Genomic DNA, 23,200 nt, shown 5'->3' with positions numbered 1-23,200 from the left:
GTAACGTCATGTGCATCATTCCCGTTCCCAGAATCCCTCATGCACCACGGCCGCCTCATCCTCGATCAACGGCCCGACTACAGTCACCTTCCGCTGTCCGCGCGCAAATACTTCCCGGCACGGCAGCGAGAACGTCGGATTCTCGGGATGATCGCCGGTAATTTCAAGCAGACGCCGCTCCGACATCGCGTACACAACGCGGCCGATACTGCACCAATAGATCGCGCCCGAACACATGCAGCATGGTTCGGCGTTCGTGTAGAGCGTGCATTTGAGCAACTGCTCCGGCGAAAAGTCCTTCGCCGCCTGCGCTGCCACGCGCAACTCGGCGTGCTGCGTGGGATCGCCCAGCGGCGGCATTGAATTGTTCCCGGCTCGCGCGACAACATGGCCGTGTTCATCGGCTATAAGCGCGGCGAACGGATGCCTTCCTTCGTGCCTCGACTTTTCTGAAAGCGCGATCACTTCCCGCAGCAACGCCATGTCGCGTTCGTTCGCGTCGTTGTTCATGACCTTGTTTCCTTCAGCCGCGCATCGGATGATCGAGGAAAAAGCGCATCATGACCGCGCTTGCGTCGGGGCCGCCTGCGTCGGTGTAGGAGCCTCGCGCGCTTCCTCCCGCCCACGCGTGCGGCGCGCCGTGGATAAGCCACAGTTCGGCATCCACGCCGTCCGCCGATTTGACCCGCTCTACCGTGCTCTTTCGCTTGCCGGTTTCGTCGCGCGTGGCTTCATCGAATACGACGGCTTGCCCGCCGTACGCACGCAATAACTCGGCAGCGTTCGATGGATGCACGGTTTTATCGGCGTCGCCGTGAAACACGATCAGCGGCCGCTTCGGCGTTTCCGTATTCCGGGCGCGCGCTGTCTTGCCGCCGCGCATGGCCGCAAGCGCCGACGGCAGATCGTGCGCGGAACCCGCCGCGAGGCCGGAGTGCACACAGGCTGCCGCGTAGAGTTCGGGATAGGCGCGAATCATGATCGCAGCCATCGCGCCGCCTGCCGATAAACCCGCTACGAATACACGCGCCGGATCGACGGTGTGCTTCGCCATCACGTCGCGCGTAATGCCCGCGATCAGCGACGGCTCTCCGGCATCACGCCGCTGATCCGCCGGCTTGAACCAGTTCCAGCACTTCGACGTGTTCGCCTGCTGCGGCTGCACCGGATACACAACGATGCAGCCCTCGCGCTCGGCCAATGCGTTCATTTGCGTGCCCGCGGCGAAGTCGTCGGCATCTTGCGTGCAGCCATGAAGCATCACGACAAGCGGCACTGGCTGGCCGTTGTACTTTTGCGGCACGTACAGCTTGTAGGTACGCTGACCTGCCGCGTTCGCATAGGAGTGCGTGCTGAACGTACCGGGTGCCTGCGCCGGCTTAACTGGCGATACATCCGCCGTGGGCGCTTGCGGGACCTGTCCTTTCAGCGCGCGTTGCAGCGCCGCGGTCGCTTCTTGTGGACCGTGCGTGCGCAGCAGCTTCATTGTGTCCTGCATCGAGTGCAGAAATCCTTCATCGAGTTTCATCATCTTGTCCAGTTATAGAAAGAAGAGCGGTGTGTAGGGCGCTCAAGCGATCCGGCCGGCCAGCGCCGCTTTCACCGCGGGCGAAGCGTGGAACGCCCCGAGCACGACAATCGATGCGATCGTCTCCAGCGCAAGTTCCGGCGTGACATCGGAAGCAATGCTGGCGAGACCCAGCACCTGGATATCGAAGCGCTCGCCCGCGTCACGCGCAGCTTCCAGATCGCGCTTTGAAAAGTGCTGCATGCCGAGCACCAGTGCGCGGCGCGTGACCGTTTCGTTCACCACTTGCGCGTGGGTCGCCAACTGATTACGGATCGCAGTCCGAATCAGGTCTGTGCGGTTTGAGTAAAACCCTTCTTCGACCAGCAAATCGATCTGCCCCAGGTCGATGGGACCCAGATTGATCGTGATCTTCTCGGTCTCGCCGCCTTTTGGCCGAACCACTTCAAGTTTTTGCATTACCTAAATCCATCCAAATACCATCCATGTAGATGGTTATAGGCTGGTTTTTGCACCGCGTCAAATTTTTTCGGCTTTTTTAACGTAAACAGGCAGATACACCGTCCCGGGAACAGCCAATGCTGAAGTGAACCTCGTAGTCCCATTTTTCTTCGCGGCGAAGTCGCCGCAAGTCGCCAAAGCATTGCAAATGCTTTGAGATCCGGGCGCCCTTGGCTGGGTGTAACGCGTTCAATAGTGCGTTGCCGTCCGGAGCAACCAACATGTCCAATCTGGTTTTTTCATCGCGACGATTCGCGGGCGTGCGCACGCCTTTCGAAAACGCGATGCGAAGCCTCGACCCTTTGCTAAGGAGATTTACCCATGTTCGTACATAACAAACGCCTCCAATACACCGTTCGCGTCGCAGCGCCAAATCCAGGCCTCGCGAATCTGATGCTCGAGCAGTTCGGTGGTGCACAAGGCGAACTCGCGGCCGCGTGCCGCTACTTCACGCAAGCAGTCAGTGAGGATGATCCGGCGCGCAAGGACCTTCTATTCGATATCGCCACTGAAGAGTTGAGCCATCTCGAGATCATCGGCTCGATCGTGGCCATGCTGAACAAGGGCGCAAAAGGCCGCCTTGCCGAAGGTGTGGAAGAAGAAGCGGAGTTGTACCGGTCGCTGACGGCGAACGGCAACGATTCGCACATCACGTCCCTGCTTTATGGCGGCGGCCCGGCGCTGACGAGTTCGGCGGGCGTGCCATGGACGGCTGCCTATATAGATACGATTGGTGAGCCGACGGCCGATCTTCGCTCGAATATTGCGGCTGAAGCGCGGGCGAAGATTGTCTACGAACGCCTGATCAATCTCACCGACGACCCGGGCATCCAGGACACGCTCGGCTTTCTGATGACGCGGGAAATCGCGCATCAGAAATCGTTCGAGAAGGCGCTGCATTCCATCCAGCCAAATTTTCCGCAAGGAAAGTTGCCGGGCAATCCGGAATTTACAAGCGTGTACTACAACATGTCACAAGGCACGGAGCCGGCTTTGCGCGGACCGTGGAATGAAGGCGGCGACTGGAAGTTCGTCGAAGATCCGCAGCCGGCAGTCGATGGCGGTGATGGATTGGCGACCGTGGGTGTATCGGCGGAAGAAGTCGACGTGTTGCAGGCCATGGCCTCGCGCACTGCGTCGGATCTGAATTCGGATCCGACGACCGGTGCGGATCTCGGGGCGGGACAGGCGAAGGTGCTTTAAGCAGGAAGAGGCCCTTCCAGCGCTAGCTGGAAGGGCCTCTGAACATCTGCTGCGTGACACGCGAATTCTCTGCGACGTCTGTTTTAGCTAAGAACACGATATCCATCCGCCATTTCACAACCCGCAAGGCTCTCTCCCGGCAACAGGGTTTAGTATTACGCATACCGAAAATGCGCCGTCGCCGAACACGCGTGCGCGCTTGGCGCAAATAGCCCGGGACAAATGCGATAATTCCAGGCTATGCCCAGCTTCGGAGAACCTCAATGAGCCGCCTCGACAACCCATTCCACGATCAGGAAGCCGGCCGTGCCGACGCGACCCAGGACACAACACGCATCGACGACGTCCGCATCGGCGCTGTACGTCCGCTGATCTCGCCTGCCCTGCTACAGGACGACTTGCCCGTCACGCCAGCCGTGCAGGCACTGGTTGAACAAAGCCGTGTCGAGATCGCCAATATCCTGCAAGGCCGCGACGACCGTCTGGTCATCGTGGTTGGTCCGTGTTCGATCCACGATCACGATCAGGCGATCGAATACGCACGCCACCTGAAAACGACCGCCGACGCGTTGCGCGACGATCTGCTGATCGTCATGCGCGTCTATTTCGAAAAGCCGCGTACAACCGTGGGCTGGAAGGGATATATCAACGACCCGCTGCTCGACGGCACATTCCGCATCAACGAAGGCCTGCGCCGTGCGCGCCAGTTGCTGCTCGATATCGGCAACATGGGCCTGCCCACCGGCACGGAATTCCTCGATCTGCTCAGCCCGCAATACATCGCGGATCTGATCGCGTGGGGCGCTATCGGCGCGCGTACGACGGAGAGCCAGAGTCATCGACAACTCGCGTCGGGCCTGAGCTGCCCGATCGGATTCAAGAACGGGACCGACGGCGGCGTGCAGATCGCGGCGGACGCAATCGTGGCGGCAGCAGCAAGCCATGCGTTCATGGGCATGACCAAGATGGGCATGGCCGCCATCTTCGAAACGCGCGGCAACGCGGACGCGCACGTCATCCTGCGCGGCGGCAAGAAAGGCCCGAACTACGATCGCGAAAGCGTGGCTGCGGCATGCGCCGCGTTGAAAGACGTGGGCTTGCGCGAGCAGGTGATGATCGATTGCTCGCATGCGAATTCGGGCAAGTCGCATCTGCGCCAGGTTGATGTGAGCGAGGACATTGCACGGCAATTGACCGATGGCGACAAGCGGATTATTGGCGTGATGATCGAAAGCCATTTGGAAGAAGGACGGCAGGATCTGAAGCCGGGCGTACCATTGCGCCGTGGCGTTTCCATCACCGACGCATGTCTTGCGTGGACGCAGACCGAACCCGTCCTGCATGGTCTGGCTGCTGCGGTGCGTGAACGTCGCAAGCACTGATTGTTCGATGCGCCGAAGTGACCTCCGGCGCATTGCATACCGCAGCACAAGAGGCTGCGCACCGGTTCCGGGTGCCTCTCCTTCTCGAACCTTTGCTACGTATTTCGCGCGACGCGTCGTGAAAACACGGGCATATCCGCGACTTCACAAGCAAATTCATTCGGCATAGACTGGGCCGCATAGACTCGTCACATCGTCAATTCACCGCTCCTGGACAATCGCCAGGAACGGCGAGCCGTCTTGCATCAAGCATGTTTCGTAGTGGTGTGCAGATCGACCGGCCCGGCCGGTTGAGTTCGTATCCAACAACGTAAGCGAGGCGACACCGATGGCCGATACCAGTTACATGGCGCGCAAATCCGTCGAGGATATCGTCAAGAGTGCTGACGGCGGCGAACGTCCACTGGCAAAAACGTTAGGCGCGCTCAGTATCACGGCAATGGGCATAGGCGCGATCATCGGCGCTGGAATCTTCGTGCTCACCGGCACGGCCGCCGCTCAGTTCGCAGGACCAAGCATTATTCTGTCGTTCGTACTTGGCGGTATTGCGTGTGCGTTCGTCGGGCTGTGCTACTCGGAACTCGCGGCCATGCTGCCCGTCTGCGGCAGCAGCTATACCTATACGTACGCCACGCTGGGCGAGGTGTTCGCATGGATCATCGGCTGGGACCTGATACTCGAATACGCGATGGGCGCCGCCACCGTCGCGGTCGGATGGTCGGGTTATATCGTGAGCTTGCTGCATAACGTCGGCTTAACCATACCGCCGCGCTTTGCCGCCGCGCCCGGAACGATGGTGAAACTCGCCGATGGCACGTCGGTCTCGGGCATGGTCAATTTGCCGGCCGTGTTCATTGTTGCCGCGCTCACGCTGATGCTGGTCATGGGCACCAAGGAGTCGGCACGGCTCAATAACGTGATGGTCGCCGTCAAGTTGATCGTGGTGGTGGCGTTCCTCGCGCTGGGCGTGTTCTTTGTGCATCCGGCGAACTGGCATCCGTTCATTCCGCCCAATACCGGCGAGTTCGGCAATTTCGGCATGAGCGGAATCCTCCGCGGCTCGGCGGTGGTGTTCTTCGCGTTCATCGGTTTCGATGCGGTTTCCACCGCTGCGCAGGAGGCACGCAAGCCGCAACGCGACATGCCTATTGGCATTCTCGGATCGCTCATCATCTGCACGATCCTGTATATCGCGGTAGCCGGCGTGTTGACGGGGCTCGTACCTTATGGCGAACTGAACGTGCCCGATCCAATCGCCAAGGGCGTCGACGTAATCGGACTCACGTGGTTCTCCATTCTCATCAAGATAGGCGCGCTGACAGGCTTGACGACCGTGATCCTCGTGCTGCTGTATGGCCAGAGCCGCATCTTTTTCACCATGTCGCAAGACGGCTTGTTGCCCGGGCTCTTCGCGCAGGTTCATCCGCGATTGAAGACGCCGTACCTGAGCCAGACCATGATTGGCGCGGCCGTTGCCGTTGTCGCGGCCTTTACGCCGATCAGCGTGCTCGGCGAGATGGTAAGCATCGGGACGCTGTTCGCGTTCGTACTAGTGTGCGGCGCGGTGATCTACCTGCGGCGCAGCGACTCGGACGCGAGCCGGCCATTTCGCGTGCCGGGCGTGCCTGTCGTGCCGATCCTCGGAATCCTGTTCTGCGTGTTGCTCATGACAGGCTTGCCGCTCGTCACGTGGATGCGTCTTGTCGTCTGGCTGGTGATTGGACTCGTAATCTATGTTTCTTACGGACGCAATCATTCGCGGCTACGCCATCCCGAAACCCACGTTCAATAACGCCGCACCGAAACGCTCAGGCAGGCAGGATATTCGATGCCTGCTTGCCCTTCGGACCCTGGCCAATGTCGAAGCTGACCTTCTGGTTCTCCAGCAGCGTCTTGAACCCTTCAGTCTTGATCTCCGAGAAATGCGCGAACAACTCTTCGCTGCCATCGTCCGGCGTAATGAACCCAAAACCCTTTGCGTCGCTAAACCACTTCACTCGTCCGGTCGGCATGGCCGTCTCCTGGCTGCAAAAAGGAGGAACGGTAGCACGCAATGCTCGCGCGGTTGCGTACGAATGCGGTTCAACCGGCGAAATTTTGCCAGTGCTTGTCTGATCGTTGCGCGCATCGACCGGGTTCAGACAGGTCCAATACCTTGCATCAGCAATGCGACGGCATGCGGCGAGACATTATCGCGCCTGGGCTTCCAGCCGCGCTCCTCGGCCCACTTGTAGTTCGCGGCGAGAGGCAACAAGGTGAGCCCGAACAATGAAACGAACAAGAGCGACGGCTCCAGGTGCGGGTTAAGCTTGCCCTCCTTCTGCCACTGTTCAATACGCTCGATCGACGCCTTCTGGTTTGCGTCACCGAAGCGCTCGGCTATGCGCTGGCGCAGCAAACCGCCTTCGCTGATCACCTCCCGGATCCACAGCGTCGCGAACCATGGATTTTGTTCCGCCACTGCCACGAGTCCTTCCACAAAAGCACGCAGCGCTTCTGCCGGTTCGGCATTCGAGTCGGCAAACGCCGAGCCGAGCCTCGCACGCAGCGGCACGAAACGCTCGTCGATAAGTACGTCCAACAATTGTTCACGGGTCTTGAAATAGTAATGGACCATCGCAGGTGTGACGCCCGCCTCCCGCGCGATTGCACCGAGCGTGGTTTCCATGATTCCGCGTCGCGCGAACAGTAACAATGCGACATCAAGTAGCAGCGCGCGCGGTTCACCATGGTGCACGCCAGTTGGCCGGCCGCGCCGGCGCACAGGCTTGTCGGCGTCGGCGGAGATATTACTTCGAGGAGTTTCGGTAACATTTTTAGTCATCGTCGCAATTGACCCAAGGAAAGACGTCGCCTAATATTAACTTAAATGTTAATTAATTCAGGCACTCGAATGGAAACCATGCAACCCACTGTTGCGCTTCCCGCTGCTGAGCGGCCACCCATCCGGCTGCTTTTCACGGCGCTGCTGCTTGTCATGCTGCTCGGCGCACTCGACCAGACCATTGTGTCGACGGCGCTTCCGACTATCGTGGGCGAGCTTGGAGGACTTGAAAGCCTGTCGTGGGTGGTGACCTCGTATCTGCTGAGTTCCACTATCGTGGTCCCGCTGTACGGCAAGTTCGGCGATCTGTTCGGCCGCAAGATCGTGATCCAGGCGTCGATCCTGATCTTTCTGGCGGGTTCCATCCTGTGCGGCATGGCGCAGGACATGACCCAGCTGATCGTCCTGCGCGCGTTGCAGGGGCTTGGCGGCGGCGGCCTGATGGTCGTGACAATGGCAGCCATTGCCGATGTGATTCCGCCTGCGGAACGCGGCCGTTATCAGGGCTTGTTCGGCGGCGTGTTCGGCGTGGCTACGGTAATCGGGCCGCTGCTGGGCGGGTTTATCGTCGAGCATCTTTCATGGCGCTGGATCTTCTATATCAACGTGCCGCTGGGCGTTGTGGCGCTGATCGTGATCGGGCTGGTGTTCAAGCCGCATGTGGCGCATGTGAAGCATAAAATCGATTACATGGGCGCGGCCTTTCTGGCTACATCGCTCACTTGTATCATCCTTTTCACCAGTCAGGGCGGGACTTTGCTGCCCTGGAGTTCGCCGCAACTCTGGTTCACGCTGGCGCTCGGAATCATCACGCTCGGCGGGTTCATTCATGAAGAACGTCTCGCCGAAGAACCAATTATGCCGCTTGGCCTCTTCAAGGAGCGTACTTTTGTATTGAGTGGACTGATTGGTTTTATCGTGGGCTTCTCGCTGTTTGGCGCGACCACTTTCCTGCCGCTTTACCTTCAGGTGGCGAAGGGATCGACACCGTCGCAAGCCGGCCTTCAGATCCTGCCCATGATGGCCGGCGTGCTTTCAACTTCCATCATCAGCGGGCGGGTGATCAGCAGGATTGGCAAGTACCGCTGGTTTCCGGTCTGCGGCACGGCGCTCGTGGCGCTTGCCATGTTCCTCCTGTCGCGGCTCGAACTGGCTACGCCGCTTCACACCATGTACCTGTATATGCTGCTGCTCGGACTCGGGCTTGGCATGGTCATGCAGGTTCTTGTCCTGGCGGTGCAGAACGCAGTGCCGTTCAAGCATATTGGGGTGGCGACATCTGGCGCCACGCTGTTCCGGTCGATCGGCGGGTCTGTCGGCGTCGCCACGTTTGGCGCGATTTTCTCGAACGGCCTGCAAACGCGGCTCGCCGATGCACTTCCGGCCGGAATGGAAATGCCCGGTTCAATGCGGCCAGCGATGGTCCAGCAGTTGCCCGCAATGGCCCGCGATATTTATCTCAACGCGTTTGCAGGATCCATGCACGTTGTGTTTCTGGTGGCGAGCGCCGTTGTGCTGCTGGCGTTTGCACTGTCGTGGTTCATGCAGGACAAGCCGCTGCGGAAATAATGGCAATGCCTTGAGTGGGCCGGCTTTCCTTCGATCCGAATTCATTTGGTTTAAGCTGACGCACTTTCAATAGAGGAATGCCTGCCACATGAAGCTCAAGCACATGATCGTTGTCTCGACGCTTAGCGCCTTCGCCGTCATTTCAGGCGAAGCGTTCGCCGAGACTTATCATTTTGGCGAAGGACAATCGTCGATGTCAGGCGGGGGAAATGCAACGCACCGCTCGTCCGCGCCCAAGCACAAAAAGCCACGCAAGACGCGCAATACCGCGTCCAGCGCCAAGGGCACGTACTCCCAGCCGTGAACTGATGAGGGATGCGTACCTCCGCATTCCACGCCATCGATGACGGGAAAGCATGCTCATGAGCTTCGATGAAAAAATACTGAACGGCATGGGCGTCTTGAGCGCAATCGTCAACAGCGGCAGTTTCGCCGCGGCGGGCGAAGCGCTCGACATGTCGCAATCCGGCGTCAGCCGATCCGTTGCGCGGCTCGAAGCGCGGCTCGGCATCAGGCTCTTCGAGCGGACCACGCGCTCCGTGACACTCACCGACGAAGGCCGCCGTTTCTACGAGCAGGTCGTGCCGTTGCTCAGCGGGCTTGAAGAAGCGGCGGCATCGGCGTCGCGTGGCGCGAACGCTGTGCGCGGACGCTTGCGTGTGAATGTCGATCCGTTTTTTTCGCGCCTGGTTCTAGGGCCGCGGCTTGGTGCGTTTGTCGAGAAGTATCCTGAACTCCAGCTAGACCTGATCACGCGAGACCAGCTCGGCGATATGATCGCAGACGGTTTCGATCTCGCCGTCCGGTTCGGCGAACCGCGCGAGTCGACCTTGATTGCGCGCAAACTGCTGGATACGCGGATCATCACGGTGGCGTCGCCCGCGTATATCAGGAAACATGGCCGGCCTCTCGCGCCTGCTGATCTCGAACGCGAGCCGCATGCATGCATCAATTTTCGCGATCCGGAAACGGGCCGGCCGTTTCCGTGGGAGTTTCATCGCGGCAAGAACAAGGTCGTCATCAAGGCGCGCGGGCGTCTATGCGTAAACGACGTCGGCACCATGCACGGCGTGTGTCTTGCAGGTCACGGGATTGCCCAGGTGCTGGCGCTCGGTGTCGAGCAGTTGCTTGCCAGCGGCCGGCTGGTCGACCTCTTTCCCGATTGGGCCGACGAAACCTTTCCGCTTTATGCGGCGTATCCGTCGCGCCATCATCTGCCCGCGAAAGTGCGCGCGTTCTTTGATTTTCTTGTGTCGATGACCGGAGCGCCGCTCGGAGATCACGTGTAGGCGCGCCCTCAATAAGCTTGCAGAACGACGCCATCCTCAAGCGCCTGAACGGGCCGAATCATGAGTCGGTCGCCGCCCGTTGACCTGCCTGCGTTCACCGTAAACACCGAAACGGTCCCGCTCAGGCGTATCGCCTGTTCATCGAGCGACTGCGCCGCGGCCGCCGCTTCTTCGACCAGCGCCGCGTTCTGCTGCGTGGCTTCGTCGATCTGGCCGATCGCCTGATTCACCTGCTCGATCCCGTGGCCCTGTTCGTCGGACGCCGCCGCAATCTCGCCGACGATCTCAGCCACGCGCTTGATCGCGCGCTGCACCTCGGCCGTCGAACGCCCAACCTCTTCAGCCTGCAACGAACCCGAATGAATCGTTGCAACCGAGCGCTCGATCAGATCCTTGATCTCCTTCGCCGCGACCGATGATCGTTGCGCGAGGCTGCGCACTTCGGAGGCCACCACCGCGAAACCGCGTCCCTGCTCGCCCGCCCGCGCCGCTTCAACTGCGGCATTGAGCGCGAGGATATTCGTCTGGAATGCAATGCCTTCAATCAGCGTGGTGATCTCGGCGATCTGCGCGGAACTCGACGCAATCTCGCTCATGGTGCCGACCATGCGCTCCACGGCGACGTTACCTTCGTCCGAGATGCGCGTGGTGCTCACCGCCAGCGCGCTTGCCTGCTTCGCGCTGTCGGCGTTGCCCTGTACCGTGGCCGTCAGTTCATCGAGGCTTGCGGCGGTTTCCTGCAAGGAAGCCGCTTGTTGTTCGGTGCGGGCCGACAAATCGATGTTGCCCGCGGCAATCTGCTTCGATGCAACGCCGACCGCATCGCTCGACACTCTCACTTCGCTGACAACGCCGGCCATGCGCTCGAGCAAACTGTTCAGCGCGGCCGCCGTGTGTCCGATCTCGTCCATGCGATCCACCTTCGCCTGCTGCGAGAGATCCAGCGACGTGCTGATGCGCTGCAGCGTTCCTTGCAAGCGGCCAAGTCCGTGGCTGATCAACCGGTAAAGCTGGCTGCCGAACAAGCCCGTCACCACCAGCGCGCCAATCACGATCGCGAGCATCAGGCCAAACGCTGTCTTGTAGGCCGCAGCGTTCTCGTCGCGTATTGTCTGTCCTCGTTCGATGTTGTAGTTCAGGTGCGCATGCAAGCCGCCATTGAGCGCAACCGCCGCTGTATGCACCGCGCCGCCGTCGTGCAGCATGGCGAGCGCGCCATCTTTATCGCCGCCTCTGACCTTGTCGAAGAACGCGGTGCGCGCAGTCCGGTATGCGTTGATGTTCGCCCTGTCCGCGTTCAGCATTTGCTGATCGCGAGCGTCGGATATTCCGCGCGATTGATACTCGGCCACGTGTGCGTCGAAGCGCTTGTCCGCATCGGCGATTTCACCCTGGATCTCGCTGCGGCTCACGTCATCGATGCCGTCCACCACATAGCGATACACATTCAGACGCATGTCGGCGACGTCATCGAGCGTCATCGATATGGATTTCAAACCCGGGATCGTATGCGTCTCCAGTCCTTCTATGCGCTGATAAGACCCGTGAAGCTGCGAAAGCCCGTAGCCGCCCACGAACGCCAGAGCCAGTAACGCTACCCCGAGCGTCAACACCAGCCGTCGAACGATAGTCATGTCGTTTTTCTCGTTGAGTTGTGACCGTGCAGACTCGTGACGCGCTGTCACGGGCCATGCCTCACGTGTGTTTACGGGCCTTGTTTTAAAAACTTGAGGCTTTTTTCACCCGCTGGATTGAAGCGATGCACGACCTTTGAAGCCCTTCCCCCGCTAACGTATTTGAGCGCCGATTTATTCCATCGCCCAGGAAATAAAAAGCAGGCCGAAAACTATTTTTGGGCGCATGGAATAACCCCGCGGCGCTGGCTGTTAAAGCGCCTCTCAATGCTGACAAGATCGCTGTTTAGTTAGGAATCGCTAAGAAAAATTTCTGCCCTGTTTCCACGGAAATATTTTGGAATAAATAGTTTTATACGCGCGTTCAGAGTGAGACGTTCGGACGCTTGAAGGAGACAGGCAAGCCGCTGCGGAGGCAGCGGTCGCTCATCTCCGGCGAATCCATGTCGTCGGTTGGCCGCGCTTCAAGACGATGAAGCAAGCCGGCGAACACCACTCATACCGCGAGAGGAAAATTCCAATGAAACTGAAGCAAAAGCTTGCCTTGTCCATGATGCTGGGACTCACCGTTGCGACGCTGGCGGCATGTGGCGGCAGCGATTCAAATTCGAACAACAACAGCACCACGCTGACGGCGCCGTTCAAGACCACGCTGCTCGTATCCGACGGCAGCACGCCCGCGGCGCACGCCGACGCCAACCTGCAAAACGGCTGGGGCATCGCGTTCAATCCGACCGGTGTGATGTGGGTGTCGGACAACACCACGAGCAAGTCCACGCTGTATGACGGCAATGGCGTTCCGCAGTCGCTGGTCGTGACGATTCCGCCGGCGGCAAACGGACGCCCAGGCGGTCCGACGGGCATCGTATTCAACACGACCACCGACTTCCAGATCAGCGCCAGCGGCAACACGAGCAACGCGCTGTTCTTGTGGGCGACGGAAGCCGGCACGATCGCTGGCTGGTCGCCCAAGGTGTTGCCGACCACGGCCGTCATCGCTTTCGACGACGCCGCTGGCGCCGCGGTCTACAAGGGTCTCGCGATCGGCAAGAACGCGACGGGTAATTTCCTGTACGCGACCGACTTCCACAACAACAAGGTCGATGTCTTCGACAAGAACTTCGCCAAGGTCCAGCTCGCCGGCAGCTTCCAGGACCCGGCGTTGCCTGCGGGCTTTGCGCCGTTCGGCATCAACGTGACGGGCACGACAGTCACTGTGACGTACGCGAAGCAAGGCACGGATGGCCGCAAGCAGGTCAACGGCGCAGGCAACGGCGTGATCGATACCTTCGATACCGATGGCCGGTTCATCAAGCGCATTGCCTCGGGCGGCGCGCTGAACTCGCCGTGGGGTATCGCGATGGCGCCCGCCAACTTCGGCGCGGCCAGCAACGACCTGCTGGTCGGCAACTTTGGCGACGGCACCATCAATGCGTTCAATCCGACGACCGGCGCGTTCATTGGCGCGTTGACGCAGGCAGACGGCACGCCGATCAAGCAAACCGGCATCTGGGGCATGTCGTTCGGCAATAACGCCGCGAGCCAGCCGACCAACACGCTGTTCTTCGCTGCAGGTCCGAGCCCGACGACCGGCATTTATGGCCGTATCGATGCGCAGTAAGCAGGTGATATAGAGAGAAGCGCCCGCCGCTACCTGACCCGTGGCGGCGGGCGTGCGGACGTGTGTGTGAAACTTCGCGAAAATCGCACCGCACAAATAAGCACCAATTTATCCGCACAGGCTGAACAAGCCCGCCAATCAACGCTCTTGAGATTTACTATCGGGGCTTTCACTAACTCCCAGATTTTTTTGGCTTGGTAATCTGCTGCGATTCTATTGCGGGCACAATCCGCGGAATGTAAGCCGTCCGGCGAGAGACTTCGCGCCGGACAAACCCGGGCACCATCTGTCTGGGATGTACCGACCACCTTTGGAGTAAAAACAGTGAAAAAACTGCTCGCGGCTTTGACGATCTCTCTGCTTGCCGTCACATCGATCACCTCCGTCACCGCCAATGCGAAGGATTACTCGACCATCCGTTTCGGCGTCGACGCCAGCTACGCCCCTTTCGAATCGAAAGGTCCGGATGGCAAGCTGGTTGGTTTCGATATCGATCTCGGCAATGAAATCTGTGCGCGCCTGAAGGCGAAGTGCGTATGGGTGGAAAACGATTTCGACGGCATGATTCCGGCTTTGAAGGCCAAGAAGTTCGACGGCGTGCTCTCGTCTATGTCCATGACGCCGCAGCGCGCGGAACAAATCGCGTTCTCGAGCAAGCTTTTCAACACCCCGACGCGCCTGATCGCCAAGAAGGGCAGCGGCATCCTGCCGACGCCTGAAGGCCTGAAGGGCAAGACCGTTGGCGTGGAACAAGGCACCATCCAGGAAACCTACGCCAAGACCTACTGGGCGTCGAAGGGCGTAACGGTTACGCCGTACCAGAACCAGGACGGCGTGTACGCCGACTTGCTGGCCGGCCGCCTTGACGCAGCGCTGCAGGACGCGGTGCAAGCCGATGTGGGCTTCCTCAAGACCCCGCGCGGTGCGGGTTATGACTTTGTCGGCAAGGATCTGGTCGACGAAAAGATTCTTGGCAATGGCGCGGGTATTGGCCTGCGCAAGGAAGACACCGACCTGAAGGCGCAGATCGACAAGGCGATCGCCGCGATCATCAAGGACGGCACGTACAAGAAGCTCGAAAAGAAATACTTCGATTTCGACGTGTACGGCGGCTGATCGATACCTGAGCAGCGTGTAAAAACGGGCTCCGCAACACTGCGGAGCCCGTTTTGTTTTAGCGGCACATATGCGCCGCATGCGGCAACCCGTCTTTTTTCGGCTAAGATCGAACGTCTGGAGCAGGCGATGCCGAGTTGCACAGCCTTGGCTTGCGCGTCGCCCCGCTCTCCTGAACATGCCGACACCACTCATCGAAGCGCAAAGCCTTAAAAGCGCCTTGCGCGTCCGACCACCATGCAAACCAAAACGCACACTCTGATTTCGCCATCGCTTGGCACCACCCGCAATATCCTGAGCTTTCACTATGGCGCGGGCGGCGGCGAGAAAATCTACATTCAGTCCTCGCTGCACGCCGACGAACTGCCGGGCATGCTGGTGGCGTGGCGCTTGCGCCGTCAACTCGCCGAACTGGAAGCCGCGGGCAAGCTGCGCGGCGAAGTGGTGATCGTGCCGGTGCCGAATCCTATCGGGCTGAACCAGAACATGCATGGCACCTTGCTTGGCCGGTTCGAGCTCAATAGCGGCCATAACTTCAACCGCAATTTCCATGATCTGGGTGCGCTGATTGCATCGCGTATTGAAGGCCGGCTTTCGGGCGATATTCAGGAGAACAAGCTTGCCGTACGCGAGGCGATGCGCGCCGCGCTTGACGAGCAACATCCGCAGACCGAACTCGAATCGCAGCGTCTTGCACTGCAAAAGCTATCGTATGACGCCGATGTCGTGCTCGACCTGCATTGTGATCTCGACGCCGCGCTGCACATTTACACCAATCCGGACATCTGGGATGAAGTCGAACCGCTCGCGCGTTATCTGGACTCGAAGGCGTCGCTGCTCGCGTTGAATTCGGTGGGCAATCCCTTCGATGAAATCCACAGCTTTTGCTGGTCGGACTTGCGCGCGAAGTTTGGTGATCGTTTTCCGATCCCGAACGGCGGCATTTCGGTGACAGTGGAATTGCGCAGCCAGCACGACGTATCGTATGAATTCGCCGATGCCGACGCGCAGGGGATCATCAATTACCTGATGCATCGTGGTGTGATTGATGCGCCCGCGCCTGCCATGCCGGTTCTGTCTTATCCTGCTACGCCGCTTGCCGGCGCTGAGCCGATTGTGGCGCCGGCGAGTGGCGTGCTGGTGTTTCGCGCCAACGTGGGCGCTATGGTGAATGCCGGCGAGGCCGTGGCGGATGTTGTCGATCCGTTGAGCGATAGCGTGACCACGCTCTACAGCACGGTCAGTGGTGTTTTGTATGCGCGACAAATTGCGCGGTTTACGACCGCCGGGATGGAGGTGGCGCGGATTGCCAGTGCTACCGCGTTTCGGACGGGGTCGTTGTTGTCGGCGTAGGGGGATGCTGGCGCGGAGGTTTTTTGGGCAGATGGGTCCTGCTTTTTAGATCTTCGCGCGGTTTGTCTTAGTTGATCTTTCTAGCACTATTAGCCACTGTCCGTGGCGGGACTTCATTTCTTTTTCCAATAGCGAAAAAGAAACGAAGCAAAGAAAACGCCTTCCAACCGCTAATTCTTAAAGAGAGCAAGCGTGCAATTACATCTGCTTGGGACTTCAAAAGAACGCTCAGCGCATAACCCCGCACAGTCGAAACCCTCCCGCTCCGTCCACGGTTACCCACACGCTTCGCCACCAGTGTAAGTAGCCTTCAACAGGAAAGCGCGGCGCGCGACGGGGTGTTCGACCGAACTGGTTCTGTGGGGTTGTGTGCTTGCCCGAGGGCGCTGGTGGCGAAGCGTGTGGATGTCGGGATATGGAGGGGAAGGGTTTCAGGTGTTGGTGGTTATGGCGGCGAGGGTTCTTTTGAAGTCCCAAGCAGATATCACTGCACGCTTGGTCCACTTAAGAATTAGCGGTTGGAAGGCGTTTTCTTTGCTTCGTTTCTTTTTCGCCGTTGGAAAAAGAAATGAAGTCCCGCCACGGATAGTGGCTAACAGTGCTAAAAAGATCGGCTAAAACGAAACGCGCGAAGCCCTAAAAAGCAGCAACCCGGCATTGATTCCCGGCCAACACCATCTGCTCCAAATAACGAACAACGAGCAACGAGCGCTCAGCAATAAAACCACCCAACCCCAAGACGCTCCGCGAAACAAACCCACCCCACCCCGCTCCCGCTGGAACGCCCCTTGCGCGCGTCACATTGTCACTCACAAAAGGAGTCCCGACATGACCGCAAACCCGACCAATACAAACTACGCCGGCCGATCCCAGGAAGAACGCCGCGCCCAGCGCAAGGGCGAAAAGCAGCGCGCTCAAGAGCAACCCGGCGGCCCCATGGCCGAACCAGGCACCGAACCCGACCAGCACAACAGTTCCGGCAAGCTATCGAACGAAGGAAAAAGAACCTGGCAAACCGGTTCAGGCATCGACGGCGGCGGCAAAACCGGTACACCCTGAAAAGAGAACCCGACATTGCGCCGGGGTCTTGTCAAAGGAAAAACGTGGAACAATGACGGCTTCATGACTTTGCTACAAGCATCTGGAGCCTTCAATGAGCGCCACGCGCAACAAACCCGACGCGTCCCCAGACATCCACGCTGATGAACTCAGCCACGCCGATCGTCCGAGCCGCGAAGAAGCCGAAGCCGCCGTTCGCGTGCTGATCCGCTGGGCCGGCGACAACCCTTCCCGCGAAGGCCTCGTCGATACCCCCGCGCGCGTGATCCGGTCCTACGAAGAGTTCTTCGCGGGCTACGCGCAAAATCCAAAAGATATCCTCGCGCGCACGTTCTCGGAAGTGCAGGGCTACGACGAAATGATCGTGCTCAAGGACATTCGCTTCGAAAGCTACTGCGAACATCACATGGTGCCAATCATCGGCCGGGCACACGTGGCCTATCTTCCACGCGAGCGCGTGGTCGGCATCTCCAAGCTGGCGCGGCTCGTGGACGCATTCGCGAAACGCCTGCAGATACAGGAAAAGATGACCGCACAAATCGCCGATACGCTAGAAGAAGTCCTTCAACCGCTAGGCGTGGGCGTGATCCTGGAAGCCACGCATCAATGCATGTCCACGCGCGGCGTGCATAAGGCAGGTGCGTCGATGGTCACATCGCGCATGTTGGGCACCTTCCGTGACGACCCGTCCACGCGTCGCGAATTTCTCTCGATCGTCGGGCATTCGAGCGGCTTCAGCGTATCGAATACCTGAAGCCCCAAGGCGCAAAACGGGTCTCCAAACCTCAGGCGCTGCGACCTTCATCGGGCGCAACGCCGTCGCCCACTTCGCGGATTTTCCCCTGCGAGACGCTGCTGCCTGGCGGCACGCTATGGGTCAGCCAAACATTGCCGCCAATCACCGATCCACGCCCAATGGTCACGCGCCCAAGAATGGTCGCGCCCGCATAGATGACCACGTGGTCTTCCACGACCGGATGCCGTGCGTTGCCCTTTACAAGCACGCCGTCATTGCCCGCCGGAAAACTCTTCGCGCCCAGCGTCACCGCCTGATACACGCGAACATGTTCGCCAATCACCGCGGTCTCGCCAATCACCACGCCCGTCCCGTGATCGATAAAAAAGCTCGGTCCAATGGTCGCGCCCGGATGAATGTCGATACCTGTCGCCGAGTGCGCAATCTCGTTGATAAAACGCGCGAGCAGCGGCACGCCGAGTTTATGCAATGCATGCGCCAGACGATGATGTGTCATGGCCCAGATACCCGGATAGCAAAGCAGGATTTCGGTAATGTGCTGCGCCGCTGGATCGCCGGTGAACGCCGCCTGGATGTCGCTCACGAGCAGCGCGCGGATGCCGGGCAACTGCGTGCCGAATTCGCGCGCGAGTTCGAACGCATGCGTGCCAAGCTCGGCGTCGCTGAGATCATGATTTTCAGGCAGGAAACGCAATGCGCGCCGGATCTGTTCGGCAAGCAGGCGCAAGGTGCTTTCAAGCGTATGCCCGACGTAGTAATCCACGCTTTCCGCGGTCAGGTCGGCGGCTCCGTAATGCGTCGGAAACAGCGCGGAGCGCAAGCCGTTGACAATCTTGACAATGGCTTCACGCGAAGGCAATTCGCGAATGCCAAGCGGATGCCGCGTGCGATGCAATTGTTCGCGCGACGCGCGCAAGTCGGCCACGATCTTGTCGAGGCCCCATTCGTGGGAAGAAGCCAAGGCTTCGAGGGAAACGGTTTTGGGCATGTCTTGGGGCTTGAGCGGAGTACGCCATGACGGCACGTTCTAATGAATGCCCCGAGATTAACCGTTTTTTCGCCAATACGCCGCACCTGCGGCACGCGGAATTCCGCCACAACGGGCCGGTCTGTCCCGCACGTTCAGGACGGCGGGTCCACTTTTACGTGACTGGCGTCGATCCATCGGACGGCCCAGTCGCGGGCGTGGGCGATGGCTTCATCGGCATTGCCAAAGCGCAGATCCGCTGGAAAAAAACGGTTCGCGACGAGTTCGCCATCGCTTGACCGGGAGATGACGACGTACGGCTGAAAACAACCGTCGCCCTGGCGGGCCGGCGCGCAATTGAGTAGATATCCACGATGTGAAAATGCATCGTCATATTGCATGAATCACCCCCATCTTTTAAATGCCCCGCTGGATTCGCGATGGTCGTCTCCTGCTCGCTCATGCGCACAAGCCGTTACGGCGGTGGCCGTCCGGAAACGCGCGCTGGCCCGGCGAACAACAAATCATACTCTTGCGAAATGGCATGTTCGACTGAAAAAAATCGATCAGGCTTAGAACATTTACTGATGATTTATCCCGTTGTTTATTCCCCGCGATAAGCAGCGCTCTGGCGCGGCACATTACGAGGCTTCCGGAATACTTCTTGCGTCCTATACTCGGGTTAATCAATTCGAGGCGGAGCGAAACATGAACAACGCACAGAACAATGAGTCGCAGGACACGCAAACCCAGCGCGCCGCGGACAGCCCACTGAAAAAGCCGGAGACGGAGACCGCGCACGCCAAGACGGGTGACGTGGCTGCCGCAGTGGACAGTAATCAGGCGGGGCCGCGCAGCGACGGCAAGGCGCGGGGTGCATCGAAGGAAGAAGGCGGACCGATCGAGCAACTCGATCTCACACATCAAGCAATCGACGTACTCAACGACGACACACTGGACGATACCGTCGACGCCGATAGCAAAAGCCACGACGCGGCAAAGGACGAATTCCTGATCGGACAGAATCCGGATGCGTTTGTTGGCGTGAACGCATCGCTTGTCAATTCACGCTTCGAACAAGGCGACGGCCTCGGCGGTTTCGACAGCCGTCCTGCGCGTAATGGCCTGGCGCTGAAGCTGGCAAGCGGCTTCAGCGTAGTCGACAAAGGCATGATCGCACCTGATGCGGAAGAGGTGGAGCGGCAATACGACTTCGTGGATCGCGATGCACGCGGCGATACGCTGCGCGGACGCAAACATTATGCGGTCAACCACGTGCGCCCTTCGAGGCTGATCGAAATTCAGCGGCGCGACAAATCCTGAGCGCGGCACAATTCGGCTGATCATGGAAAAACCGCGCTGCTCAGCGCGGTTTTTCTTATTTGGCTTTCGACTTTTCCTTGTCTTCGTCTGATTCGATCCGCGTCACACCGCCTGTCGACGGCGGATCGCTTGCCGGAAACGTGTCTTCCACGGCTTTATCGACGTCGTCTTCCCCGCGTTCCGAGTGTGGGCGTTGTTCTTTGGGTTCATTACCTTGCGTCGCGCTCATAAGGGTTCCTTTTTTCGTTTGATCCGGATAGTCAGTCGGTCAACGTGTAAAGCCTGCCATCGCGAAGAGAGACCCTTGCAATGCAGCCGCGCCGCCACTGGGGTTTTCCGGTCGATAAAACCTCAACGGCGCCACGCTTTCTTCAGGCAAATCCGCGTCCAGCGGGCCTGAAGAGTTTGAAAGCAAGCGATGTTCCCAGCATTTGGCATGGCCTGGCACGTCTCGTGCATAAAAGGTTGCCGGGCGGGTTGCCAGTCAGACAAAAGCATCAGGAATCCAGCGGGAATGCAGAACGTACGGATCCAGAAAAAAGTAAGCCACGGGACCAGAAATGACAACGACCAATACCTATACGAACGAAGCTGCAACACAAGGCACGTCACGTTCGTTCGATCTGCGCGCGCCCTGGACAACACAGGCGCTTTCGACTGCTATCGCATGCCTGGGTGTCGCCTACGTCCTCTCGTGGGCTGAAATGGGCCTTGCATTGATGGTGGGACCGAACGAGCCTCTTGCACCGCTGATCGCGTCGCGGGTATTAATCGGCGGCCTTTACGTCTGCGTCGCGCTGCGGCTGCAATGGGCGCGCTGGCTCACCGTCGCGCTTGGCGTAGCGTCGGTCGTGCTGGTCGGTCCCATGCTCGGCGTGGAGTGGAGAATGTTCCCAACGGCCGCAATCGTGACCGGCATTGTGCTGGTGAGCAAGCTGGCGGCGGCGATCTTCCTGCTGTCGCCGGATGCATCGCACGAGCAAAATTTGCAGCGGAAATAAAGCCGCGTCAAACGCCGCATCTTGTTCAAGCGGCGGCGAAAACGCACAATGAGGGCCCATTTCCTCTTCGACGAGCTCCTCATGAAAATTGCCGTTATCGGTGCCACGGGCACGGTCGGCCGTGCCGTTCTGGCCGAGTTCGCGCCACGTCACGAAGTGTTCGAGATCGGCGCGACGCGCGGTGCGCATCGCGTGGACCTGACCGATCTCAACAGCGTTCATGCGCTTTTCAAATCGATTGGCCAGGTCGATGCCATTGTGGCCACTGCCGGCCATGTGCATTTCGGCGAACTCTCGCAAATGACCTCGGAACAGTTCCGTATCGGCCTCGATGACAAGCTCATGGGCCAGGTCAATCTCGTGCTTCACGCGCAGCGTTATTTAAACGATGGCGGCTCGTTCACGCTGACAAGCGGAATCGTTGGAGACGAACCGATCAAATATGGCGCGAGCGCCGCAGCGGTGAACGGCGCAATAGAAGGTTTTGTACGGGGCGCCGCGATCGAGCTACCGCGCGGACTGCGCATCAACGTGGTCAATGCAACCATGCTGGAAGAGGCGCGCGAAGCGTTCGGCCCGTACTTCCGCGGCTTCGAAGCGGCATCCGGCGCACGCGTGGCGCTGGCTTACAGCCGCAGCGTGGAAGGACTCGAAACCGGCCGCGTCTACAAGGTGCGTTGAATGGCGATCGAATGGCTGCGCGACGATTATCGCGTAACAACGGATATTGCCGAATTCGACTTCGATGTCGTGCATCGGTACTTGAGCGAAGTCGCGTACTGGTCGCCGGGGATCTCGCGCGAGAAGGTCGAACGCGCGGCGCGCCATTCGCTCGCGTTCGGGCTGTTTCATCGCGGCGTTCAGATTGGTTATGCACGCGCGATCACGGACACGGTGAGCTTCGCGTATCTCGCCGATGTCTTCGTGCTGCCCGAACACCAGGGCAACGGCCTCGGCGTCTGGCTCGTGCGATGCGTACTGGCGCATCCGGATTTGCAGGGTTTGCGAAAGATGATGCTGACTACGTCGAGCGCACACACGCTGTACGCGCGCTTCGGGTTTGCGGCCCCAGCGGAACCGGCCAAGCTGATGGAAAAGCGCGCGGCCGGATAAATCCCCAGGCAGTCTTCAGCCGCCCTTCACGCCTTGTGTATTGACGTACAGCGCGTAGAGCCCGTGACTCGCGGCCATGAACAAGCGGTTGCGGTGCCGGCCGCCAAAACACACGTTCGCGCAGCGTTCGGGCAACGCGATATGCCCGATCGCTTCACCGCGCGGCGTAAATATGCGCACCCCGTCAAGTTCGTCGCTGCCCATGCCCCAGCCGCACCAGAGGTTGCCGTGGATATCGACGCGAAAACCATCCGGCGTGCCATCGCGAGCGTCGATCACCACGCGCGAATCCTTGAACGAACAGCCATCCAGCGCCATTTCGTATGCAAGGATTTCACGCGGCGACGCGCGTGAATCGACTACATAAAGCACGGATTCATCCGGCGAAAATGCGAGTCCGTTCGGACCGGCCAGATCGGAAATCATCAACGTGATCTCGCCGCTTTTTGCACCGACCCGATACACACCCGGCGTCAATTCCGGCGGCTTCTGCTCGCCTTCGTAGAATCCATCGATGCCGAATGTAGGATCGCTGAACCAGATGGAGCCATCGGATTTGACGATCACGTCGTTCGGAGAATTGAGCGGCTTGCCCTGGTATTGATCGGCGATCACCGTGATCGACCCGTCGTATTCCGTGCGCGTCACGCGGCGCGTCAGATGCTCGCATGTCACAAGCCGCCCTTCGCGGTCGCGCGTGTTGCCGTTCGCGTTGTTCGAGGGCTTCCGGAACGTGCTGACGACGCCGGTTTCCTCGTCCCATCGGAGCATGCGGTTGTTTGGAATGTCGCTCCACAGAAGCGAGCGCGTGTCGCCGAACCAGACTGGTCCTTCCGACCATCGAGCGCCTTGATACAGACATTCCACCGATGCCGCCGTCACGCGCAGCGCGTTGAATCGCTCGTCCAGTACGCGGACGGCAGGATCGGGATAACGGCGCTCCATCAAGATAAGGTCTCC

The 23,200-nt window shown here is 59.5% G+C and carries 25 protein-coding genes; 15 read left to right on the top strand and 10 right to left on the bottom strand.

Annotation, left to right across the window (positions count from 1 at the left end):
* Nucleotides 1–15: 15 nt before the first annotated feature.
* Genes ACRWA7_RS14430 through ACRWA7_RS14420 form a run of 3 tightly spaced genes read right to left on the bottom strand, consistent with a single transcriptional unit; the run spans nt 16 to nt 1,987 of the window.
* On the bottom strand, nt 16–510 hold the full coding sequence (locus ACRWA7_RS14430) for a nucleoside deaminase (protein WP_060818128.1): 495 nt from the start codon (nt 508–510) through the stop codon (nt 16–18).
* Between the two features lie 13 nt (nt 511–523).
* Entirely contained in the window at nt 524–1,528 is a 1,005-nt protein-coding gene (locus ACRWA7_RS14425; RefSeq protein WP_438391573.1) for an extracellular catalytic domain type 1 short-chain-length polyhydroxyalkanoate depolymerase, read from the bottom strand.
* A gap of 42 nt (nt 1,529–1,570) precedes the next feature.
* Nucleotides 1,571–1,987, bottom strand: coding sequence for a hypothetical protein (locus tag ACRWA7_RS14420; protein ID WP_060818126.1), 417 nt, complete (start codon nt 1,985–1,987; stop codon nt 1,571–1,573).
* 363 nt (nt 1,988–2,350) lie between these two features.
* Between ACRWA7_RS14420 and ACRWA7_RS14415 the strand changes: the two genes are divergently transcribed.
* From ACRWA7_RS14415 to ACRWA7_RS14405, 3 genes are all read left to right on the top strand, one after another.
* Nucleotides 2,351–3,232, top strand: coding sequence for a manganese catalase family protein (locus ACRWA7_RS14415; protein WP_060818125.1), 882 nt, complete (start codon nt 2,351–2,353; stop codon nt 3,230–3,232).
* A gap of 263 nt (nt 3,233–3,495) precedes the next feature.
* Nucleotides 3,496–4,614: a 3-deoxy-7-phosphoheptulonate synthase gene (locus ACRWA7_RS14410; RefSeq protein ID WP_438391572.1), complete on the top strand. Its 1,119-nt coding sequence runs from the start codon at nt 3,496–3,498 to the stop codon at nt 4,612–4,614.
* Nucleotides 4,615–4,942: 328 nt separating this feature from the next.
* Nucleotides 4,943–6,406: an amino acid permease gene (locus ACRWA7_RS14405; protein WP_060818123.1), complete on the top strand. Its 1,464-nt coding sequence runs from the start codon at nt 4,943–4,945 to the stop codon at nt 6,404–6,406.
* Between the two features lie 16 nt (nt 6,407–6,422).
* Here the strand turns inward: ACRWA7_RS14405 and ACRWA7_RS14400 are convergent, their stop codons facing one another.
* Entirely contained in the window at nt 6,423–6,626 is a 204-nt protein-coding gene (locus tag ACRWA7_RS14400) for a cold-shock protein (RefSeq protein WP_060818122.1), read from the bottom strand.
* A 125-nt stretch (nt 6,627–6,751) separates the two neighbouring features.
* A complete protein-coding gene (locus tag ACRWA7_RS14395) occupies nt 6,752–7,282 on the bottom strand; it encodes a TetR/AcrR family transcriptional regulator (RefSeq protein WP_438391571.1) in 531 nt (176 codons plus the stop codon).
* Nucleotides 7,283–7,507: 225 nt separating this feature from the next.
* Here ACRWA7_RS14395 and ACRWA7_RS14390 point away from each other — a divergent pair, with 225 nt between their 5' ends.
* The 3 genes from ACRWA7_RS14390 to ACRWA7_RS14380 all read left to right on the top strand — a co-directional run bounded on the left by ACRWA7_RS14390 (nt 7,508) and on the right by ACRWA7_RS14380 (nt 10,296).
* Complete coding sequence (locus ACRWA7_RS14390) at nt 7,508–9,007, top strand: MDR family MFS transporter (protein ID WP_438391570.1); 1,500 nt, start codon at nt 7,508–7,510, stop codon at nt 9,005–9,007.
* 88 nt (nt 9,008–9,095) lie between these two features.
* A complete protein-coding gene (locus ACRWA7_RS14385) occupies nt 9,096–9,311 on the top strand; it encodes a hypothetical protein (protein ID WP_060818119.1) in 216 nt (71 codons plus the stop codon).
* 58 nt (nt 9,312–9,369) lie between these two features.
* Nucleotides 9,370–10,296, top strand: coding sequence for a LysR family transcriptional regulator (locus tag ACRWA7_RS14380; protein WP_438391569.1), 927 nt, complete (start codon nt 9,370–9,372; stop codon nt 10,294–10,296).
* 8 nt (nt 10,297–10,304) lie between these two features.
* Here the strand turns inward: ACRWA7_RS14380 and ACRWA7_RS14375 are convergent, their stop codons facing one another.
* Nucleotides 10,305–11,930, bottom strand: coding sequence for a methyl-accepting chemotaxis protein (locus tag ACRWA7_RS14375; RefSeq protein WP_438391568.1), 1,626 nt, complete (start codon nt 11,928–11,930; stop codon nt 10,305–10,307).
* A gap of 520 nt (nt 11,931–12,450) precedes the next feature.
* Here ACRWA7_RS14375 and ACRWA7_RS14370 point away from each other — a divergent pair.
* The 5 genes from ACRWA7_RS14370 to folE all read left to right on the top strand — a co-directional run bounded on the left by ACRWA7_RS14370 (nt 12,451) and on the right by folE (nt 17,833).
* Nucleotides 12,451–13,551 carry a TIGR03118 family protein gene (locus ACRWA7_RS14370; protein WP_438391567.1) on the top strand — a complete coding sequence of 367 codons (1,101 nt, stop codon included), beginning with the start codon at nt 12,451–12,453 and terminating at the stop codon, nt 13,549–13,551.
* Nucleotides 13,552–13,875: 324 nt separating this feature from the next.
* On the top strand, nt 13,876–14,667 hold the full coding sequence (locus tag ACRWA7_RS14365) for an ABC transporter substrate-binding protein (RefSeq protein ID WP_060818118.1): 792 nt from the start codon (nt 13,876–13,878) through the stop codon (nt 14,665–14,667).
* A gap of 237 nt (nt 14,668–14,904) precedes the next feature.
* The gene (locus ACRWA7_RS14360; RefSeq protein ID WP_060818117.1) at nt 14,905–16,020 is read left to right on the top strand and encodes a succinylglutamate desuccinylase/aspartoacylase family protein; all 1,116 of its coding nucleotides are present in this window, start codon (nt 14,905–14,907) and stop codon (nt 16,018–16,020) included.
* Between the two features lie 828 nt (nt 16,021–16,848).
* Nucleotides 16,849–17,079 carry a hypothetical protein gene (locus ACRWA7_RS14355; protein WP_060818116.1) on the top strand — a complete coding sequence of 77 codons (231 nt, stop codon included), beginning with the start codon at nt 16,849–16,851 and terminating at the stop codon, nt 17,077–17,079.
* Between the two features lie 94 nt (nt 17,080–17,173).
* Nucleotides 17,174–17,833, top strand: coding sequence for a GTP cyclohydrolase I FolE (gene folE, locus ACRWA7_RS14350; protein ID WP_060818115.1), 660 nt, complete (start codon nt 17,174–17,176; stop codon nt 17,831–17,833).
* 31 nt (nt 17,834–17,864) lie between these two features.
* Here the strand turns inward: folE and epsC are convergent, their stop codons facing one another.
* Nucleotides 17,865–18,824, bottom strand: a complete 960-nt coding sequence (gene epsC / locus ACRWA7_RS14345) for a serine O-acetyltransferase EpsC (protein ID WP_438391566.1) — start codon at nt 18,822–18,824, stop codon at nt 17,865–17,867.
* Between the two features lie 134 nt (nt 18,825–18,958).
* Nucleotides 18,959–19,204, bottom strand: a complete 246-nt coding sequence (locus ACRWA7_RS14340) for a hypothetical protein (RefSeq protein ID WP_075643256.1) — start codon at nt 19,202–19,204, stop codon at nt 18,959–18,961.
* Between the two features lie 307 nt (nt 19,205–19,511).
* On the opposite strand from ACRWA7_RS14340, the gene ACRWA7_RS14335 reads away from it, so the two are divergent.
* Nucleotides 19,512–20,126, top strand: a complete 615-nt coding sequence (locus tag ACRWA7_RS14335; protein ID WP_438391565.1) for a DUF3005 domain-containing protein — start codon at nt 19,512–19,514, stop codon at nt 20,124–20,126.
* Nucleotides 20,127–20,181: 55 nt separating this feature from the next.
* Here ACRWA7_RS14335 and ACRWA7_RS14330 read toward each other — a convergent pair whose 3' ends face one another.
* A complete protein-coding gene (locus ACRWA7_RS14330) occupies nt 20,182–20,355 on the bottom strand; it encodes a hypothetical protein (protein ID WP_167353907.1) in 174 nt (57 codons plus the stop codon).
* A 331-nt stretch (nt 20,356–20,686) separates the two neighbouring features.
* Here ACRWA7_RS14330 and ACRWA7_RS14325 point away from each other — a divergent pair, with 331 nt between their 5' ends.
* From ACRWA7_RS14325 to ACRWA7_RS14315, 3 genes are all read left to right on the top strand, one after another.
* Nucleotides 20,687–21,127, top strand: coding sequence for a hypothetical protein (locus tag ACRWA7_RS14325; RefSeq protein ID WP_060818111.1), 441 nt, complete (start codon nt 20,687–20,689; stop codon nt 21,125–21,127).
* 81 nt (nt 21,128–21,208) lie between these two features.
* Entirely contained in the window at nt 21,209–21,808 is a 600-nt protein-coding gene (locus ACRWA7_RS14320; protein ID WP_438391564.1) for a short chain dehydrogenase, read from the top strand.
* On the top strand, nt 21,809–22,240 hold the full coding sequence (locus ACRWA7_RS14315; protein WP_438391563.1) for a GNAT family N-acetyltransferase: 432 nt from the start codon (nt 21,809–21,811) through the stop codon (nt 22,238–22,240).
* Nucleotides 22,241–22,255: 15 nt separating this feature from the next.
* Here ACRWA7_RS14315 and ACRWA7_RS14310 read toward each other — a convergent pair whose 3' ends face one another.
* Nucleotides 22,256–23,185 (bottom strand): SMP-30/gluconolactonase/LRE family protein, encoded by a 930-nt coding sequence (locus tag ACRWA7_RS14310; RefSeq protein WP_438392799.1) that lies wholly within the window; start codon nt 23,183–23,185, stop codon nt 22,256–22,258.
* Between the last annotated feature and the right edge of the window lie 15 nt (nt 23,186–23,200).

The sequence above is a fragment of the Caballeronia sp. DA-9 genome, assembly GCF_051615025.1.
GTDB classification, from domain to species: domain Bacteria; phylum Pseudomonadota; class Gammaproteobacteria; order Burkholderiales; family Burkholderiaceae; genus Caballeronia; species Caballeronia sordidicola.
This window is presented reverse-complemented; position numbering and strand designations above follow the sequence as displayed.

Bases quoted from the DNA above. Each gene is read 5' to 3' on its own strand.
- ACRWA7_RS14410 (WP_438391572.1), top strand. From the start codon at position 3,496: ATGAGCCGCCTCGACAACCCATTCCACGATCAGGAAGCCGGCCGTGCC.
- ACRWA7_RS14310 (WP_438392799.1), bottom strand. From the start codon at position 23,185: ATGGAGCGCCGTTATCCCGATCCTGCCGTCCGCGTACTGGACGAGCGA.
- ACRWA7_RS14340 (WP_075643256.1), bottom strand. From the start codon at position 19,204: ATGCAATATGACGATGCATTTTCACATCGTGGATATCTACTCAATTGC.
- ACRWA7_RS14390 (WP_438391570.1), top strand. From the start codon at position 7,508: ATGGAAACCATGCAACCCACTGTTGCGCTTCCCGCTGCTGAGCGGCCA.
- ACRWA7_RS14325 (WP_060818111.1), top strand. From the start codon at position 20,687: ATGACAACGACCAATACCTATACGAACGAAGCTGCAACACAAGGCACG.
- ACRWA7_RS14415 (WP_060818125.1), top strand. From the start codon at position 2,351: ATGTTCGTACATAACAAACGCCTCCAATACACCGTTCGCGTCGCAGCG.
- ACRWA7_RS14420 (WP_060818126.1), bottom strand. From the start codon at position 1,987: ATGCAAAAACTTGAAGTGGTTCGGCCAAAAGGCGGCGAGACCGAGAAG.
- ACRWA7_RS14385 (WP_060818119.1), top strand. From the start codon at position 9,096: ATGAAGCTCAAGCACATGATCGTTGTCTCGACGCTTAGCGCCTTCGCC.
- ACRWA7_RS14315 (WP_438391563.1), top strand. From the start codon at position 21,809: ATGGCGATCGAATGGCTGCGCGACGATTATCGCGTAACAACGGATATT.
- epsC (WP_438391566.1), bottom strand. From the start codon at position 18,824: ATGCCCAAAACCGTTTCCCTCGAAGCCTTGGCTTCTTCCCACGAATGG.
- ACRWA7_RS14425 (WP_438391573.1), bottom strand. From the start codon at position 1,528: ATGAAACTCGATGAAGGATTTCTGCACTCGATGCAGGACACAATGAAG.
- ACRWA7_RS14330 (WP_167353907.1), bottom strand. From the start codon at position 20,355: ATGAGCGCGACGCAAGGTAATGAACCCAAAGAACAACGCCCACACTCG.
- folE (WP_060818115.1), top strand. From the start codon at position 17,174: ATGAGCGCCACGCGCAACAAACCCGACGCGTCCCCAGACATCCACGCT.
- ACRWA7_RS14430 (WP_060818128.1), bottom strand. From the start codon at position 510: ATGAACAACGACGCGAACGAACGCGACATGGCGTTGCTGCGGGAAGTG.
- ACRWA7_RS14400 (WP_060818122.1), bottom strand. From the start codon at position 6,626: ATGCCGACCGGACGAGTGAAGTGGTTTAGCGACGCAAAGGGTTTTGGG.
- ACRWA7_RS14335 (WP_438391565.1), top strand. From the start codon at position 19,512: ATGAACAACGCACAGAACAATGAGTCGCAGGACACGCAAACCCAGCGC.
- ACRWA7_RS14395 (WP_438391571.1), bottom strand. From the start codon at position 7,282: ATGGAAACCACGCTCGGTGCAATCGCGCGGGAGGCGGGCGTCACACCT.
- ACRWA7_RS14380 (WP_438391569.1), top strand. From the start codon at position 9,370: ATGAGCTTCGATGAAAAAATACTGAACGGCATGGGCGTCTTGAGCGCA.
- ACRWA7_RS14375 (WP_438391568.1), bottom strand. From the start codon at position 11,930: ATGACTATCGTTCGACGGCTGGTGTTGACGCTCGGGGTAGCGTTACTG.
- ACRWA7_RS14370 (WP_438391567.1), top strand. From the start codon at position 12,451: ATGAAACTGAAGCAAAAGCTTGCCTTGTCCATGATGCTGGGACTCACC.
- ACRWA7_RS14405 (WP_060818123.1), top strand. From the start codon at position 4,943: ATGGCCGATACCAGTTACATGGCGCGCAAATCCGTCGAGGATATCGTC.
- ACRWA7_RS14355 (WP_060818116.1), top strand. From the start codon at position 16,849: ATGACCGCAAACCCGACCAATACAAACTACGCCGGCCGATCCCAGGAA.
- ACRWA7_RS14320 (WP_438391564.1), top strand. From the start codon at position 21,209: ATGAAAATTGCCGTTATCGGTGCCACGGGCACGGTCGGCCGTGCCGTT.
- ACRWA7_RS14360 (WP_060818117.1), top strand. From the start codon at position 14,905: ATGCAAACCAAAACGCACACTCTGATTTCGCCATCGCTTGGCACCACC.